The organism is Polyangium sp. 6x1 (assembly GCF_029946515.1).
Taxonomy (GTDB): Bacteria; Myxococcota_A; Polyangia; order Polyangiales; family Polyangiaceae; genus Polyangium.
Map to the genome: position 1 here is coordinate 321,845 of NZ_JARZHH010000002.1, position 15,687 is coordinate 337,531.

General features: G+C 71.0%; 13 protein-coding genes. 4 read left to right on the plus strand and 9 right to left on the minus strand.

The features are described 5' to 3' along the window. The first annotated feature begins 13 nt into the window (after window positions 1–13). The 3 genes from QHF85_RS04170 to polA are packed head-to-tail and all read left to right on the plus strand — an operon-like array spanning window position 14 to window position 4,275. Window positions 14–211, plus strand: a complete 198-nt coding sequence (locus QHF85_RS04170) for a hypothetical protein (RefSeq protein ID WP_281325727.1) — start codon at window positions 14–16, stop codon at window positions 209–211. Continuing rightward, on the plus strand, window positions 208–1,527 hold the full coding sequence (locus QHF85_RS04175; protein WP_281325728.1) for a carboxypeptidase regulatory-like domain-containing protein: 1,320 nt from the start codon (window positions 208–210) through the stop codon (window positions 1,525–1,527). The genes QHF85_RS04170 and QHF85_RS04175 overlap by 4 nt, the downstream gene beginning before the upstream one ends. A gap of 51 nt (window positions 1,528–1,578) precedes the next feature. Next, on the plus strand, window positions 1,579–4,275 hold the full coding sequence (gene polA / locus QHF85_RS04180; RefSeq protein WP_281325729.1) for a DNA polymerase I: 2,697 nt from the start codon (window positions 1,579–1,581) through the stop codon (window positions 4,273–4,275). Window positions 4,276–4,476: 201 nt separating this feature from the next. On the opposite strand, the gene rpsT is transcribed toward polA, so the two are convergent. From rpsT to QHF85_RS04200, 4 genes are all read right to left on the minus strand, one after another. Further along, window positions 4,477–4,746 (minus strand): 30S ribosomal protein S20, encoded by a 270-nt coding sequence (gene rpsT, locus QHF85_RS04185; protein ID WP_281325730.1) that lies wholly within the window; start codon window positions 4,744–4,746, stop codon window positions 4,477–4,479. 11 nt (window positions 4,747–4,757) lie between these two features. Further along, the gene (locus tag QHF85_RS04190; RefSeq protein WP_281325731.1) at window positions 4,758–4,943 is read right to left on the minus strand and encodes a hypothetical protein; all 186 of its coding nucleotides are present in this window, start codon (window positions 4,941–4,943) and stop codon (window positions 4,758–4,760) included. A gap of 119 nt (window positions 4,944–5,062) precedes the next feature. Continuing rightward, on the minus strand, window positions 5,063–6,538 hold the full coding sequence (locus QHF85_RS04195; protein WP_281325732.1) for a hypothetical protein: 1,476 nt from the start codon (window positions 6,536–6,538) through the stop codon (window positions 5,063–5,065). Continuing rightward, complete coding sequence (locus QHF85_RS04200; RefSeq protein WP_153821614.1) at window positions 6,535–7,122, minus strand: sigma-70 family RNA polymerase sigma factor; 588 nt, start codon at window positions 7,120–7,122, stop codon at window positions 6,535–6,537. The genes QHF85_RS04195 and QHF85_RS04200 overlap by 4 nt, the downstream gene beginning before the upstream one ends. A 410-nt stretch (window positions 7,123–7,532) precedes the next feature. Between QHF85_RS04200 and QHF85_RS04205 the strand changes: the two genes are divergently transcribed. After that, window positions 7,533–8,870 carry a S41 family peptidase gene (locus QHF85_RS04205; RefSeq protein ID WP_281325733.1) on the plus strand — a complete coding sequence of 446 codons (1,338 nt, stop codon included), beginning with the start codon at window positions 7,533–7,535 and terminating at the stop codon, window positions 8,868–8,870. Here the strand turns inward: QHF85_RS04205 and QHF85_RS04210 are convergent. The 5 genes from QHF85_RS04210 to QHF85_RS04230 form a co-directional block, all read right to left on the minus strand. Further along, window positions 8,867–10,126 carry an FAD-binding protein gene (locus QHF85_RS04210; RefSeq protein ID WP_281325734.1) on the minus strand — a complete coding sequence of 420 codons (1,260 nt, stop codon included), beginning with the start codon at window positions 10,124–10,126 and terminating at the stop codon, window positions 8,867–8,869. The genes QHF85_RS04205 and QHF85_RS04210 overlap by 4 nt on opposite strands. Continuing rightward, window positions 10,123–11,838, minus strand: a complete 1,716-nt coding sequence (locus tag QHF85_RS04215) for a glycerol-3-phosphate dehydrogenase/oxidase (RefSeq protein WP_281325735.1) — start codon at window positions 11,836–11,838, stop codon at window positions 10,123–10,125. The genes QHF85_RS04210 and QHF85_RS04215 overlap by 4 nt, the downstream gene beginning before the upstream one ends. Before the next feature lie 67 nt (window positions 11,839–11,905). Beyond that, window positions 11,906–12,616, minus strand: a complete 711-nt coding sequence (locus tag QHF85_RS04220) for a glycosyltransferase family 2 protein (RefSeq protein ID WP_281325736.1) — start codon at window positions 12,614–12,616, stop codon at window positions 11,906–11,908. A gap of 5 nt (window positions 12,617–12,621) precedes the next feature. Next, window positions 12,622–13,950: an FAD-dependent oxidoreductase gene (locus QHF85_RS04225; protein ID WP_281325737.1), complete on the minus strand. Its 1,329-nt coding sequence runs from the start codon at window positions 13,948–13,950 to the stop codon at window positions 12,622–12,624. A gap of 95 nt (window positions 13,951–14,045) precedes the next feature. Then, window positions 14,046–15,677: an amidohydrolase family protein gene (locus tag QHF85_RS04230; RefSeq protein WP_281325738.1), complete on the minus strand. Its 1,632-nt coding sequence runs from the start codon at window positions 15,675–15,677 to the stop codon at window positions 14,046–14,048. Window positions 15,678–15,687: the final 10 nt, after the last annotated feature.

Genomic DNA, 15,687 nt, shown 5'->3' on the forward strand with positions numbered 1-15,687 from the left:
TTATAGTCCGCGCATGCGTTCGCGTTCCCTCCTCGCCCTGCTCGTCCTTTCGCTCTTCGGCTGCGGCGGCTCCTCCAGTGAGACGCCGTGGCCCGCGGAGCCCGAGGGACCCGCGCTCGGCCCCGCCGGCGAGACGTCGCCCGGCGAGCTCGACGATATCCGCAGCGCCGCGCCCGACGCCGGCGGCGGGGGGACGGGCGTCGAGCCGTGACTGCGCCCCGGCGCGCCTGGTCGTTCGCGCTCGCGACGTTCGTCGCGATGCTGCTCGTGCCGCTGCTCGTGTGGCTCGTGCTGCCGAGCCCCGGCGCGCCGCCTGCGCGCCCGCCGCGCCCGCGTACGACCACCGCGGCCCTCGCGCCGCCCGTGGAGACGACGCCGGCGAGCACGACGGACGCGCCGCGCGCGCCGTCGAAGCCTGCGATCGCCAAGGAAGACGAGCCGCCGGACGACGACGTGACCGGGACCGTGCTCGACGCGGAAGGACAGCCCGTCTCGCGCGCGGCCGTCGGCTGCGACGATCGAAGCGCGCAGCTCACGACGACGACCGACATGGAAGGTCATTTCCGGCTGCCCGCGGAGGCCGCGGGTTGCATGGTCGTCGCGCATCACTCGCAGCACCCGTCGTCCGAGCGCATCCGTGTCGAGGCGGGCAAGGACAACGTCGTGAAGCTCGGCAAGGGCGGCGCGATCGAGGGCGTGGTCGTCGACGAGCAAGGCGCGCCGGTGACCTCGTATCGCCTCACGATCGAGCTCTTCTTGCCGAACACCGAGGGCGTCGACATCGGCGTGCGAGGCCGGCCGAAGAAGGTGGACGATCCGGCGGGAGCGTTCCGTTTGGAAAAACTCCCCGCCGGGAAGTACGTGCTCGGCGCGAGCGCGGAGGGGCATCCGCCGGGCAAGAGCGAGAGCGTGGAGGTCGAGGTCGGACAAACCGTGCGCAACGTGCGGATCGCGCTGCCGCGCGCGGCGACGCTCTCGGGGACGGTGCGCGACGAGGAGACGCGCAAGCCCATCGCGGGGGCGACGGTGCGGCTCGACGGCGTGGCGGGCGGCGGAGGCTTCGACATCGCGGCGCCCGTGACGACGGACGCGGAGGGCGCGTTCTCGCTCGTGGGCGTGCCGCCGGGGCCGTTCTCCGTGCGCGTGGAGCGCGACGGCTACAAGAGCCGGATCGTGCCGGGTTTGACCACGCGCGGCGCGTCGGTCATCCGCGAGGAAATCACGCTGCGATCGCGCGGCGACGGCGGCAGTGAGAGCGAGCTCGAAGGCATCGGCGCGATCCTCGTGCCCTCGCCGAGCGGCATCGTGATCTCGTCGCTCGTCGAGAACGGGCCCGGCGCGAAGGCGGGGCTACGGCGCGGCGATCGTCTTCTCCAGATCGACGGCGTATCGGCTTTGGAGATGACGCTCCCCGACGCGATCCAGAGGCTCCGCGGGCCCGCCGGATCACGCGTCACGGTGTCGGTCGCGCGTGAAGGTGAGGGCAACGCCGAGGTGACGGTGACGCGCGAGCGCATCGAGCGGTAGCGATCGGCTGCTCGACCTATCCGCCTCGCGACCGTGCTACATGCTCGCCCCATGGTCACCCGCAAGGCCGAGCTGCCGCCGCCGGGCGCGTCCGATGTCCTCTACATCATCGACCTCTCGGGGTACGTCTTCCGCGCCTACCACGCGATCCAGACGCCCCTGACGAGCCCCACGGGCGAGCCCACGCACGCCGTGTACGGCACCGTGAGCATGCTGTCGAAGCTCGTCGACGAGCGCAAACCGGCGTTCCTCGCGGTCGCGATGGACTCGCCCGGGCGCACGTTCCGCGACGATCTCGACGAGCGGTACAAGGCGCATCGCCCGCCGCCGCCGCCGGACCTTCACGTGCAGATGGCGCGCTGCAAGGAGATCGTCGAGGCGTACCGCATCCCGATCTACATCGCCGAGGGCCTCGAGGCCGACGATCTGCTCGCGGTCGCGGTCGCGCGCGCGAAGGAGCGTGGCCTCCGGGTCGTGATCGTGAGCAGCGACAAGGACCTGATGCAGCTCGTCGACGCCGATCGCGTGATGCTCTGGGACGGGCGCGACAAGGTCTACGGCCCGACCGAGGTCGAGGAGAAGTTCGGCGTGCCGCCGACGCAGCTGCGCGACCTGCTCGCGCTCGTGGGCGACACGAGCGACAACGTGCCCGGCGTGCCCGGCGTCGGCGTGAAGACGGCCGCGGACCTCTTGAAGGAGTTCGGCACGCTCGACGCGATCTACACCGGCCTCGATCGCGTCAAGCGCCAGAAGATCCGCGACAACCTGCGCGAGCACGAGGCCGACGCGCGCCTGTCGCAGAAGCTCGTCAGCTTGCACATGGAGGCGCAGGTCGACTTCGACTTCGAGGCGCTTCGTTACGGCGGCGCGGACGTCGCGCGGCTGCGGACCCTCTTCACGGAGCTCGGCTTTACGCGCTTCATCAAGGCCGTGCCTGCCGCGGCGCCCGTAGGCGGGAGCAGGCGCGCGATCGCCACGCGTGACGAGCTCGCGGCGTTCGCCGCCGAGGCGCAGAAGGCCGGCAAGCTCGCGATCGAGGTCCACGCGACCTCACGCGAGGCCATGCGCGCGCACGTCTGCGGCCTCGCGCTCGCCTACGAGCGTGGCCAGAGCGTCTACGTGCCGATCGGCCACCGCTACCTCGGCGTGCCCGCGCAGCTCGGCATGGCCGACATCGCCGCGGTGCTCGGCCCGATCCTGAGCGATCCTTCGATCGCGAAGCTCGGCCACGACCTGAAGTTCGTCGACGTCCTTTTGCGCCGCAACGGTCTGTCGCTCCACGGCGTCACGTTCGACACGATGCTCGCGAGTTACCTGCTCGACTCGGAGGCGTCGCACGAGCTCACCGACGTGGCCGAGCGCGACGCGGGCGTGAAGATGCAGCCGTTCGAGGAGCTCGCGCCGAAGAAGCGCGGGCAGGCGCAGCGCGCGCTCGACGACGTGGAGATCGAGCTGGCGACGGGGTATGCCGCGGCCTTCCCCGAGGTGGTCCTCACGCTCACCGAGCAGCAGACGCCGCGCCTCGACGCCGCGCACCTCGGCGACCTCTTCACGAAGATCGAGCTGCCCCTCGCGTCGGTGCTCGCGCAGATGGAGTACACGGGCGTCCTCGTCGATCCGAAGGCGCTCGCGTCGCTCGGCGAGGAGATGGCGAAGGAGCTCGCGGTCCTCGAAAAACGTGCGCACGAGGCCGCCGGCAAGGAGTGGAACCTCGCGTCACCGCGGCAGCTCGAGACGATCCTCTTCGACGAGCTGAAGCTGCGCAGCCTGCGCAAGACGAAGACCGGACGCTCGACGGACGCGGACGTGCTCGAGCAGCTCTCCGAGGATCACCCGCTGCCGGGCATCGTGCTCGAACATCGCGCGATCGCGAAGCTCAAGGGCACGTACGTCGACGCGCTGCCGAAGCTCGTGCACCCGGAGACCGGGCGCATCCACACGCGCTGGAGCCAGGCCGTCGCGGCCACGGGCCGCCTCTCGTCGCAGGATCCGAACCTGCAGAACATCCCGATCCGGACCGAGCTCGGCCGCCTCATCCGGCGCGCGTTCGTGGCGCCGCCGGGGTTCGTCGTGCTCTCCGCCGACTACTCGCAGATCGAGCTGCGCGTGCTCGCGCATCTGTCGAAGGATCCGGTGCTCGTCGACGCCTTCCGCACGGGGCAGGACGTGCACACGCGCACGGCGATGGAGATCTTCAGCGTCGAGGCCTCGGAGGTGACGGCCGAGATGCGCCGGCGCAGCAAGACCATCAACTTCGGCGTGATCTACGGCATGGGCGAGGCCGCGCTCGCGAGGCGGCTCGACATCCCGCGCGTCGAGGCCGCGCGCTTCATCAACGCGTACTTCCAGCGCTACCGCGGCGTGCACGAGTTCATGGAGCGCACGATGACGGAGGCGAGGCACACGCAGGTCGTGCAGACGATGCTCGGTCGTCGTCGCATGGTCCCCGACGTGCACAGCTCCGATCGCGGCCGACGCGCGTACGCCGAGCGGATCGCGCAGAACACGCCGATCCAGGGTTCGAGCGCGGATCTGCTCAAGCTCGCGATGGTTCGTCTCGGCGAACCCGTCGTGCCGGGCGCGCGCATGGTGCTGACGGTGCACGACGAGCTCACGTTCGAGGTGCCCGCGGAGCGCGTGGAAGAGGCGAAGGCGAAGGTGCGCGAGGTGATGGAGTCGGTGTTCCCGCTCGACGTGCCGCTGGTCGCCGAGGCGGGCGCGGGGCCGACCTGGGCCGACGCGCACTGAGCCGCATCGTCAATCGCACCCCCGACCCCTCGTTTACCGCTTGGGGGCTACGCTCGGACAAGCCGAGCCGTGCCCCCAAACCCCTCACGGAGAGGGGAGGGCATCGGTTTTTCGAGGACAAAATGCAACAAACCGCCGCACGCCTCGAAACTTCGAGGTGTGTAGCGGTCCGATGCGTGCTCGGCCGGGGCCGAGGATCAGCTACGCGGCCTTGCTGGCCTTGTGCAGCGCGCGGGCGAGGCGGCCCTGCAGGCGCGAGGCGCGCTTGCGGGGGATCGTGCCCTTGTGCGCCGCTCCATCGAGCGCGCCGATGGCCTCACGAACGATCTTGGTCGCGTCCGCGGGGGTGGCCGTGATGGTCGCGCGAGCCTTCTTCAGCTCGGTGCGGAGGGCGGACTTGGCGGCGCGGTTACGAGCCGTCCTCTTGATGCGCTGACGGTTGCGCTTCTCGGCAGATGCGTGATTGGCCATGGAGCAAATCCCTACTTCTTCGCGGGCGCGCTCGCCACCGCCGTGCGGGGGGCATCGGGCGCGTTCGGGTCGTAACCCTCGAGGTGGATCGGAAACTTCGGCGTGCCGTGGGCGCGGAGCTCGCGCTTGCGGGCGGTGCCTTCGCGCCGCGACTTCCGCTTGCGGATGCGGCTGCTTTGCTGCGTTGCGGAGACCATGGGGGGGCGGAGTCTATTCGGAGGGTCCCGCCTGTCAAGGCGAGATACACGTTATTCCGCACGATCCGTCGCGCCGGCCGAACCACGAAGCCCGGGGCCGGCCGGCGCGGTACGGCCGTTCAGGGCCGGATCGTCGCACCGACGGTGAACGAGGGCTTCGAGAAGGCGCCGACGTTCGCGCCCTTCAGCGCAGCCTTGACGCACCCGCTCTGCCCGTTGCTCGCGGCCCAGCCCGTCACGCTGACGTTCGTCACGGTGCCGCTCGACGAGAACGTGATCTGCGCGCGAGACACGTCGTCTGCGCCCGCGACGCACGCCTTCGCGCCCGGCATCACCGCGCCGATGGCGCTCGCGACCGAGCCCTGCGACGGCTGCTCCGGGATCGTCTGGTTGCCGCCTTTGTTGCCGCCCGCCGCGGGGACCATCTCGCCGGTCCCGTCGTTCTTCTCGGCCGAACCACCGACGGCCTGCGCCATCGCGCCCGCGAGATCACCCGGCTTCGCGCCGATCGTCGGGGCCGGACCGGTCGGGCCCGTGGGCGTCGGCGCCGCGGTGCCCGCAGGAGGCGTGGCTGCGGCGACCTTCGGATCCGCCGCTCCGCCGCCCGTCGGCTGCGCGGGCTTCTGCGTGTCTGCCGAGGGCTCCGTCGGGAGCGAGTCCAGCGACAAACCCGTCGACGCCGGCGGCGGCGCCTCGGCAATCTTCTGCTCGACCGGCTTCGGCGCCTCGGCCACGACGGCCGGTTTGTCCTGCCCGACGTTCGCCGTGGTCGTGTTCTCCTTCGGCGACTGACCACGCATCAGGATCACGGCGCCCGCGGCGATGCCGACGACCGCGACGAGCAGGCCCCACATCGCGCCGCCGCCCTTCTTTTCGGCCTTCTTCTCGCGCGCCTCGGCGAGGTTCTTCACGTTGCCCGCGGTCGCCGCCGCGACCTTGTCGTCGCCCTCGAACGCGAGGTCGTGCGCCGCGGGCTTGGCCTTCTCCGCCGCCGCGATCTGTTCGGCCGTCGCCGTCTTGTTGATGAGGTTCAGGTCGACGACGCCCGAGTCTTCCTTGCTGGCCTCCGAGGCCCTCGGGGGCGGCGCAGAGGGAAGCGGCGTGCGCGAGACGGGCGCGGGCGGCGGCACCTCCGACGGGGGCTTGCTGATCGCTGCCGGCGGGATCGAGCTCGGGCCCGGGATGCTCGGGCGGGACGCACCCGCTTGGCTGGCCCGCGCGGCGAGCTCCTTCAGCGAAGGACGCTTGGAGGTCGCCGCGCTCGTGGGCATGCTCTCCGGGGGCTTGACCGACGACGACCCGGGGTTCGAATCCTGCTGAGACATCGTTCTTTCTCCTGAAAGGACAGGCCGCGCGGGGCCCTCCAAAGCAACCAAGCGTTCTGCCTCTCCCCCCTCGGGCGATAGCGAAGGCGGTGCGAGCAGCGCCGTGAGCGCCGCGTCGTCCGCGCGCGGAGCGGCCTCTGCAGCCGCGACGATCGAAGCCGCTCGCGCCTCCCACGCCGCGTCATCCAAATGCGGCGCGGGCCAGGAGCCGAGCAGCTCGTCGACCTTGGCACCGAGATCGGTCTTGTCGGTCTTGTCTTGGGGGCTCATGCCGCGTCCCCTCCAAACCCTTGCTTTTCGAGGTGCTCGCGCAGCTTGCGCCGCGCTTCGTGCACGCGCCAGGCGACCGTGCCCTCGGGACAATCGAGCACCCGCGCGGCCTCTTCATGGCCCATGCCGTCGATGCACACGAGGACCAACGTGGTCCGGAGCGTGTCCGACAGCTTGTCGATGCCCTCGCACAGCGCCTTCGTGAGCTGACGCTCCTGCGCGATCCGCGCCGGATCCGAGCCGTGCGACGAGCGGTGCTCCGCGAGGAGCGGCTCGATGCGCGGGTCGTCCGCGGGCACCGCGTCGCGCTTCGGCTTGCGAGCGCGGATGGTGTTGAGCGAGAGGTTGACGGCGATCCGGTAGAGCCAGGTGAAAGGCTCGCTTCGGCCGTCGAAGCGGTCGAGCGCCTGGTAGGCGCGGACGAAGGTCTCTTGCGTCACGTCCTCGGCCTCCGCGCCCGTACGCACGAGGTGGAACGCGAGGCGGAAGATGCGCCGCTGGTAACGCTGCACGAGCGTCCCGAACGCTTGCGCGTTCCCGGCGCGTGCCTGCTCCACGAGCTCACGATCCGTCGGTTTGCCCATCTTGGCTGGCTCGCTGGTGCGTGAAACGAAGGGAGGGCGCCCTGGGCGGGTCCCGCCACGGTCGGACCACGCACGACTTCCGTGAGTCCGACGAGGAGCGCGAAGGTGTGATGTGCCCGAGGTCCGTGGCCGGGAGCGAGGGATCGCCGAGAGGAAGGCCCCACGGAAGGGTGCCGTGCCCCCGACGGTCTCCCCGATGAGCGCCCCGAGCCACGTTCAGGCGCGCGAACATAACCGAACATGGCCGGTTGGACAAAGCAACGCGCCGTTGCTTGGGACGAGCTTCTCCGGGGCGTGCCTGGATTTTGCTCCCCCAGGCGGGCACGCGTCACGAACGGGGGCCCCTCGCCCGGCTCGCGGGCCCTCTCGACCAGGCCGTGATCCAGGCCGCGGGCTGCTATGGTCGGGGCATGCGCATGTCCGCTCCCCGATGGCTCCGGACCGCCGGACTCGTGCTTGCCGCCTTCGCCGGCGGCGCCGTGACGAGCCAGGTCGTACACGCGAGGAACCAGTCGAGTAGCCCCTACGACCCGTTCGACCAGCTCTCCTGGGTCCTCGTGCTCGTCGAGAACCACTACGTCGATCCAGCGCAGCGAAATAAAATCGTCGAGGGTGCGATCAAGGGGATGGTCGCCGAGCTCGACCCCCACTCGGCGTACATGACCCCGCAGGAGTACGCGCTCTTCCAGAGCGATACCGAGGGGAAATTCGGCGGCATCGGCGTCGAGGTCGACTTCCGCGACGAGCGCGTGACGGTGCTCGCGCCGATGGAAGGCTCGCCCGCCGCGCGCGCCGGCGTGAAGCCAGGCGACGAGATCGTGGCGATCGAGGGCAAACCCGTGCGCGGCGAGCGGCTCGAGAAGATCATCGGATTGATGCGCGGTCCCGCAGGTTCGCGTGTGCGGCTCACGCTGCGTCGTCAAGGCGTGACGGAGGCGATCCAGCTCGACCTCGCGCGCGAGGAGATCCGCGTGGCGAGCGTGGTGGGCAAGCGGCTCGACAGCGACATCGCGTACCTGAAGCTGCGGCAATTCCAGGCCGGGACGCACGACGAGCTTTTGCGCGTGACGGCGAAGCTCCGCGCCGAGAGCTCGCGGCCGCTGCGCGGCGTGCTGCTCGACATGCGCAACAACCCCGGCGGGCTCGTCGACGAGGCCGAGGCCGTGGCCGACGAGATGCTCGACACGGGCGTCATCTACACGACGCGGCATCGAGGCAAGGTGATCGACGAGGTGAAGGCGAACGGCGGCGGCGCGCTCGCGAGCTTGCCGATCGTGACGCTCGTGAACGAGTACTCCGCGAGCTCGTCGGAGCTCGTCGCAGGCGCGCTGCAGGACAACCGGCGCGCGTCGGTGATCGGTTCGTCGACGTTCGGCAAGGGGAGCGTGCAGACGATCTTCGATCTGCCGGGCGGCGCAGGGATGCGGCTGACGACGATGCGGTACTACACGCCGAGCGGGCGATCGATCCAGGCGCAAGGGATCCAGCCCGACGTGCGCGTCGAGGCGCACCGCCCGCTGCAACCCGGCGAGGTGGTGCGCGAGAGCGATCTCGATGGGCATCTGACTGCCGAAGCAGGAGGCGGGACCGGGAATACGAACGTGGCGCGCGGGCCGATCGTGCGAGCGACCGCGGACGATACGGGGCCTTCGCGCGAGGTGCCGACGGACCCGACGAAGGGCTCCGATTTCGTGCTGGCGACCGGCTACAAGATGCTGATCGAGAGGCTCGGCGCGGCGCCGCGTTAGGCCGAAAGAGCGGCAGCGCGGCCCGCGCGCAGGCCCGAAGCGACGGCTTCGAGAAGGGTGCGCGGGCGAGCCGCGAGGACGTCGCCCGCGGCGAAGATGCCGGGCGCGGCGCGGCCGCCGGGCGCGTGGATGCCGACGGCCTCGAGCGTGGAAGGCGCGGCGTCCTTGGGCCACGCGGTCTGGTCGAGCTCGGGGCCATGCATGGAGGCGACGACGTCGAGCGGCCCGCGGTCGAGCGCGAGCGCGACGGGCGCGTCAAGCGAGAGCGCGAAGGGGACGGCGCCACGCGCGGGGAGATCCTCGCCGGCCCCGTGCTCGGGCGGCTCGTAGACGATGCCGCCGCCCACGACGCCACCCATCGCGATCACGGCCGCGTCCGCGGTGATCTTGGCGGTGTCACGCGCACGCAGGAGGTGGATTCCATCGCCGTCGCGGTCGAGCGACACGGCGCGATCGACGATGCGCTGCACGCCGAGCGCGTCGAGGAATTTTTTCTGCGCAGCCTCGAAGCGCAGACCCGCGGCGGATCCCACGCCGACGAGCGCTTCGCCGACGGGAAGACCGGCGAGCGCGGAGAGCTCCTCCGCGCGGGCCGCGCGCGCACCGAGCCAGGAGCCGAGCAACACGGCGGAGGCGGGTTCGTTCGGGTGAAGCCGCGCGTCGGTGGTGGTCGCTTCGCGCAGGCGCTCGACGAGCCAGGCGAGCCGCGCCGGATCGTCGTGCCGCGCCGCGAGATCGCCGTCGGAGATGCGCGCCTCGTCCGCGAAGCGCAGGATCGACGCGTCGATGGCCTCGAAGCGCAAGCCCGTGCGGCGCGCGAGCGGGTCGTCGGAGAGCGTCGCGGCGATCGCGTCGGCGTCCCAGCCGGCGCGCGGGGCGCGGGGCAAGAGCACGCGTTTGCCGCGGAGCGCGCCGAGGTCGAGCAGGCCCTTGTCGCGGCCGCGCGCGGGGCGCAGGCGGCCCGCGATCGTCGCGACGAACGGCGGCGGCGCCCGATCCGGGAGGTCCCAGACGCCGAGCGCGTTCGAGAACGCGGCGACCTCCGGCGGCAGCGTGTGGAGCTCGATGGGGCTGCCGAGCACGCGCGCCGCGTGCATGCGCTCTTCCCAGGGGACGTCGTCGACGGCGCCTCCGCCGAGCGAGCTCGCGCCCGCGCCGGCCGAGACGAGGACGACGTCGGCACCGCTTTTTTTCGCGGCGAACGCGGCCGAGAGGCCCGCGATGCCCGCGCCGAGCACGAGGACGCGGCGGCTCACGCGGCCTCGCCTTCGTCGAGATCACGCACGTCGACGCCGAGCTCGGCGCGAACAGCGGCGATCGCCAGCGCTTCCTGCTGCGCCTGCTCGGGCCCGAGCGCGACGGCGCGTGTCTGCGCCTGGCGCGCGAGGAAACGTGCCGCTTGCTGGAGGCCCTCGCGCGGCGGGAGGTCGAGCTCCTGTGCGACGATCTGCCCGCACCGCGCGGCGCACCGCATGCCGCCGCACGCGCCGAGGCCGAGCCGCGTCCTCCGCGCGACATCGGAGACCGAACGCGCCCACTCGGTTCGCACGACGTGCCGTACCTCCGCCTCGATCACCGGCTCGCATGCGCAGACGATCGCCGCCTCGCGCGGGCGCTCTTGAACGCGCTCGGCGATGTGGAGCGAGCGCGAGCCGTGACGGAACACGAGACGCCGCGCCGCGACAGGATCGATCTCCATGCGCGCGGCGAGCTCGATCGCGTCGACGGGTTTGTCGCCGCCGGGAAGCGGGCGCTCGTGCGTGGCGCAGCGCGCGCCGATGTCGAAGCGCGCCGCGAGGACGTCGGTCATCTCCTCGGCGAAGATGCGATAACTCGCGAGCTTGCCGCCGACCATCGAGTAGACGCCCGGCGCGCCGTGGCCTCCGTGGTCGATGATCTGGTGCTCACGCGAGAGCCGATCCTCGTGCGGGCCGTAGGCGTAGAGCGTGGGCCGCACGCCGGCGTAGGTGCCGATCGCGCGCGCCGTGTGGATCTGCGGGAAGACCCGCGCGACGCCTTGCACGAGGTAACGCACCTCCTCGCTCGTCGCGCGGACCTGATCGAGGTCGCCGTAGAAGTCGTCGTCGGTCGTGCCGACGATCGTCATGTTCTGCCAGGGCGCGACGAAGATCTGCCGATCGTCGATGGTCTGCGCGGCGACCGCGTAGTTCAAGAGGCGCCGGTCGTAGACGATGTGGATGCCCTTGCCGGGGCGGACGCGCGCGCGCGTCGGCGCGATGCGGCCGAGCGAAGCCGTGATCGGGGCCCACGCGCCCGTCGCGTTGATGACCGTGCCCGTGCGCAGCTTGCCCACACCGCCCGTGCGCCGATCGCGGTAGTGCACGGCGACGACCTCGCCCGTGTCCTCGCGCCGCTCGATGCGCTCGACCGTGCAGCCGACGAGGATGCGCGCGCCGCGCTCGCCCGCGTCGACGGCGTTCGCCGCGCAGAGCCGCGCGCCGTCGATGCCCCACTCGTCGAAGCTGATGCCGCCGACGATGTTGCCGCGCAGCCCCGGCTCGAGCTGCTGCATCTCCTCGGCCGTGAGCAGCGCGTGTTTCTTGCCGCGCTTCAGCGGCTGGTAGCGGTCGTACGCCTCGAAAAAGGCGTCGATGAGGGCGAACATGATCTTCGCGCGGCCCTTGTTCTCGACCGGCATCAAGAACGGGACGCGGTGCAGCATGTGCGGCGCGATGCGCTGGATGTAGCCCGAGTCGCGGCACGAGGTCGCCGTCACGTTCGGGTCGTTCAGCATGTACCGCGGGCCGCCGTGGATGAGGCCGCTGTTGTTGCCGCTCGCGCCGAAGGCGAGGTCGTTGCGCTCGAGCAGCGCGACCCGGAGGCCGCGCATCGACGCGTCGCGCGCGACGCCCGTCCCATTCACGCCGCCGCCGATCACGACGATGTCGACGTCGTGGTCGGATCGTCGAGGTTCTACCTTTCCGGAGCTGTTGACGGGGCGCGGCATGGTGCGCGTCATAGCACGCCGCGGCGAGGGTCGCAGAGGCGCGTGCTCGGCTCGGTCGGCCCTGCGACTAGCCCTTGATCCGGATCGCCCAGGTGAGCTTCGCGAGGCTCTTCAGCACGTTCGGCACGCGCTTGGCGAGGTTGATCGAGGGGGGACGCTTTTCCTTCACGCGGACGGGGATCTCCTGGATCGACAGGCCCGCGCGGTAGGCGCGGATCACGAACTCGCTCGCGAAGACGTCCTTCTCGACGACGCACGCGCGCGCGATCGGCAGGAGCGTGCGCCGCGTGAACGCCTTGAGCCCGTGTGTGTCCGTGCCCTGGAAGCCGAGCGTCACGCGCAGCAGGCCGTTGTAGAAGATGCTGGCCGCGTGCCGCGCGAGCGGGCGCTCATCCGCCGAGCCGTCGAGGAGTTTCGAGCCGATCACCATGTCGGCGGAGCCCGTGGCGAGCAGGTCCACCGCGCGCTTGTGAAAGTCGGCGTCGCAGAGGTCGATCTCGTCGCAGATGACGATCTCGCCGCGCGCCTCCTCGACGATGCCCCGTCGCAAGGCGCCGCCGTAGTTCGGCTCGCCGAACGAGAAGAAGCGGACCTCGGGGTACTTCGCGGCGAGCTCGGCCGCGATCTCGACCGTGCGGTCGCGCGAGCCATTCTCGGCGAGGACGATCTCGTAGGACCAATCGAAGGGGCGCAGCCGCTCGCGCAGGTCGACGACCGCGGCGTGGAGGATGGCCTCCTCGTTGTAGACCGGGATGACGATCGATATCCGGGGATCCATCGGGCTCACGGCTCCTTCGCCGCCCCTTCGCCGAGAGAGGAGATCGCCTTCGACGCGGCGTCACGGCCGAACCGCAGGGCGTCCTCCATCGACGAGTAATTCCATCCGCCGTAGCGGCCCGCGGTCACGATGCCGTTCCGTTCGAGGAACGGCAAGACGACCTCGAGCGACTCGAAATACGCGTGGTCGAAGATCACGTACGCATGGTCGATGCGGCGCACCCGCGCGAAGCGGATCTGCCTCGGCGAATCGATGAGCCGCATCTCGGTGAGGCCGTCGGCGACGCGGGGCAAGAGCGCCTGGAGGTCGGGCTCGCCGCGATCCGCGAGCTCCACGTAGAGGCTCGCCTTGCCGGGCGGGGCCATCGCGTCGGAAAAATTCGAGTAACAGCCGACCCGGTAAAACGGATATTTTTCCTCGGGTACGTACACCCAGTGGAGCGGCTCTCCGCAAGGGCCGTCGAGCGCGACGTCGAGGTAATAAAGGTGCGTGCAGCGCAGGCGTCGCGCCGCTTCCACGACGCTCGCCGGTGCGCCCGCGAGGCGCTCGACGAGCACGGGCAAGGGCGCCGTGGAGACGAGCACGTCGTACGGGACGGTCTCGTCCTCGAAATGGAGCTCGCGCGCGGCGAAATCGATCGAGGCGGGCGCGCGGCCGAGCTCGATCCGCGCAGGCAGGCTCTTCGCCATGCCCTCCGCGAGCTTGCCGATGCCGAGCCGCGGATAGACGAATCGGGCATTGTAGCCGAGCTCCCGGTCGTTCAGCCCCACCGCGCCCGCGAGCACGTCCTCGAGCCTGGGCAGAGGTACGAACCGGGAGCACCACGCGGCCGTGATCTCCCGCGGAGAGACGCCCCAGAGCCGCGTGTTGTAGGGGATCATGAAATGCTTGCTGATCCCCTCGCCGAAATGCTGGAGGCAAAACTCCTCGAAGTTCGCGGGCGCCGGTTTGTCGGGGTTATGGTACGCCCGGACGAACCCGTGCAGGCACTCGTAGGCGACCTCGGGCGGCAGGCCAAAGGTGTTCGCCTGGAAGGGGTAGCGGGTGTAGGTGCCGTGCGACCAGATGCGTGAGCGGCGCTCGACCTCGACCCAGTCGTCGCCGATCCAGCCGAGCGCGAGCGCGCGAAGATCCGGGTCGCGCAGGTGCAGGAGGTGGCCCGTCCGATCGAAGCGGTAGCCCTCGTCCTCCAGCGTGATCGCATGCCCGCCCGGACGGCCGAGGCGCTCGAAGATGCGATGCGACGCGCCCGCGCGGCCGAGGTGGAACGACGCCGACATGCCAGTCAGGCCAGCGCCCAGGATCGCGACGGGGGTGCGGGGAGAACGAATCATCCGGTCGAGTCGGGAATCCCTGCGGCCGAGGCGCAGGGAGCGCCGGACTCTAGCAGGCCTTCGCCAGGCCGGGAGAGGCGTTCCGCACGATCCGGCTAGCGCCGCCGCAAGACGCGACCGCGCGGCCGGTCGAGCCGCGTCGCGCCGCGATCCACGACGACGTGGCCGCCGAGGACGACCTTGTCGATGCCGACAGGCGGCGCGTTCGAACCGCCTTCGCCGACCAAGCGCGGATCGAAGAGCACGAGGTCGGCCGCGTAGCCGGGCGCGAGGCGGCCGATGCCCGGCAAACCCACACGCTCGGCGGGGAACGAGGTCATGCGGCGGACGGCCTCTTCGAGCGAGAAGAGGCCGAGATCGCGGCTGTAGCGGCCGAGCACGCGAGGAAAGGTGCCGAAGGAGGCGGGGTTGTGGAAGCGGCCGCGGCGCGTGAGGATCGCGTCGGTCTCGAAGGCGCAGAGCCGGTGCGAGAGGACGGCGCGGAGCGGCTCTTCGTGCGTGTCGTCGCCGGAGTAGGTGCCGATGAGGACACGCGCCGCGCCGGAGCTCTCCCGCGAGACGTGGACGTACGCGTCGAAGGGCGAGACGCCGAGGCGGCGCGCGATCGCGGCGATGTCGAGGCCTTCGAGCGGTTCGAGCGAGGCCTTGCCGCCGCCCCAGGTGACGGTGATGTCGGACCAGTCGAGGCCGAGCGCGAGGCGGAACATCGCGAACTCGCGCCGGAGACGTGCGAGGACCTTGGGGTCGCGGATGCGCTCCTCGAAATGATCGAGCACCCACGCGGGCAGGATCGCGTTGATGGTCGTGTTGCCGACGGTGTAGGGGAAGGCGTCGAAGGCGACGTCGACGCCGGATGCGACGGCCTCCTCGATGCGCCGGAGCACGGTGCGGTAGGTGCGCCAGGTGCGGCGGCCGATGAAGATCTGGTGCGAGAGCTGGAGGCGCGCGCCGCCGCGCTTCGCCGCCGTGACGAGCTCGTCGACGGAGCGCACGTTGTGCGGCGCGCCGAGGAGCATCGGCTTGTAGAAGGGCGAGATCCAAACGTAGGCGCGGCCGTGCACCGTGAAGATCGCGCCCTCCTCGGCGACGACGCTGCACAGCGAGGCAAGCTCGTCCGATTGCGCGAACACGCCCGGCTTGTAGGCGAGGCCCGCGGAGAGGCCGAAGGCGCCTTCCCGCAAGGCTTCGCGTGTCGCGCGCCGGAGCGCGTCGAGCTCGCTCGGCGAGGGCGCGCGGGGCGCGTTGCCCATCACCGATTGACGGATCGTCCCGTGCCCCGCGAGGAACGCCACGTTGAAGGCGACGCCGCGCGCCTCGATCGCGTCGAGCATCTCGGCGGTCGAGCGCCACGCGTAGGGGAACGCGCGGTCGCGCAGGATCTCCGAGGACGCGTCGGCGAGGCGGGTGGACTCTTCGGTGACCGGTGCGAGCGAGTGACCGCAGTTGCCCACGACGAGCGTGGTCACGCCCTGGCGCAGCATCGGCGCGAGGATCTCGCCGTGATCGCCGAGGGGAAGCAGCCAGTCGGCGTGCGAGTGGATGTCGACGAAGCCCGGCGCGACGACGAGGCCGCGGGCGTCGAGCGTCTCCTTGCCCGTGATCGCGCCCGGGACCGTGAGCGCCGCGACGCGGCCTTCCTTGACGCCGACGTCGGCCGCAAAGCGTGCCCTGCCGGTGCCGTCGATGACGTCGCCTCCGCGCACCACGAGGTCGAATTCGCCGGTCATCCCCGGCAGG

Excerpts from the sequence above, each read along its gene's own strand:
- QHF85_RS04170 (WP_281325727.1), top strand. The coding sequence starts at position 14 with ATGCGTTCGCGTTCCCTCCTCGCCCTGCTCGTCCTTTCGCTCTTCGGC.
- QHF85_RS04200 (WP_153821614.1), bottom strand. The coding sequence starts at position 7,122 with ATGGGCAAACCGACGGATCGTGAGCTCGTGGAGCAGGCACGCGCCGGG.
- polA (WP_281325729.1), top strand. The coding sequence starts at position 1,579 with ATGGTCACCCGCAAGGCCGAGCTGCCGCCGCCGGGCGCGTCCGATGTC.
- QHF85_RS04220 (WP_281325736.1), bottom strand. The coding sequence starts at position 12,616 with ATGGATCCCCGGATATCGATCGTCATCCCGGTCTACAACGAGGAGGCC.
- rpsT (WP_281325730.1), bottom strand. The coding sequence starts at position 4,746 with ATGGCCAATCACGCATCTGCCGAGAAGCGCAACCGTCAGCGCATCAAG.
- QHF85_RS04225 (WP_281325737.1), bottom strand. The coding sequence starts at position 13,950 with ATGATTCGTTCTCCCCGCACCCCCGTCGCGATCCTGGGCGCTGGCCTG.
- QHF85_RS04195 (WP_281325732.1), bottom strand. The coding sequence starts at position 6,538 with ATGAGCCCCCAAGACAAGACCGACAAGACCGATCTCGGTGCCAAGGTC.
- QHF85_RS04190 (WP_281325731.1), bottom strand. The coding sequence starts at position 4,943 with ATGGTCTCCGCAACGCAGCAAAGCAGCCGCATCCGCAAGCGGAAGTCG.
- QHF85_RS04215 (WP_281325735.1), bottom strand. The coding sequence starts at position 11,838 with ATGCCGCGCCCCGTCAACAGCTCCGGAAAGGTAGAACCTCGACGATCC.
- QHF85_RS04205 (WP_281325733.1), top strand. The coding sequence starts at position 7,533 with ATGCGCATGTCCGCTCCCCGATGGCTCCGGACCGCCGGACTCGTGCTT.
- QHF85_RS04230 (WP_281325738.1), bottom strand. The coding sequence starts at position 15,677 with ATGACCGGCGAATTCGACCTCGTGGTGCGCGGAGGCGACGTCATCGAC.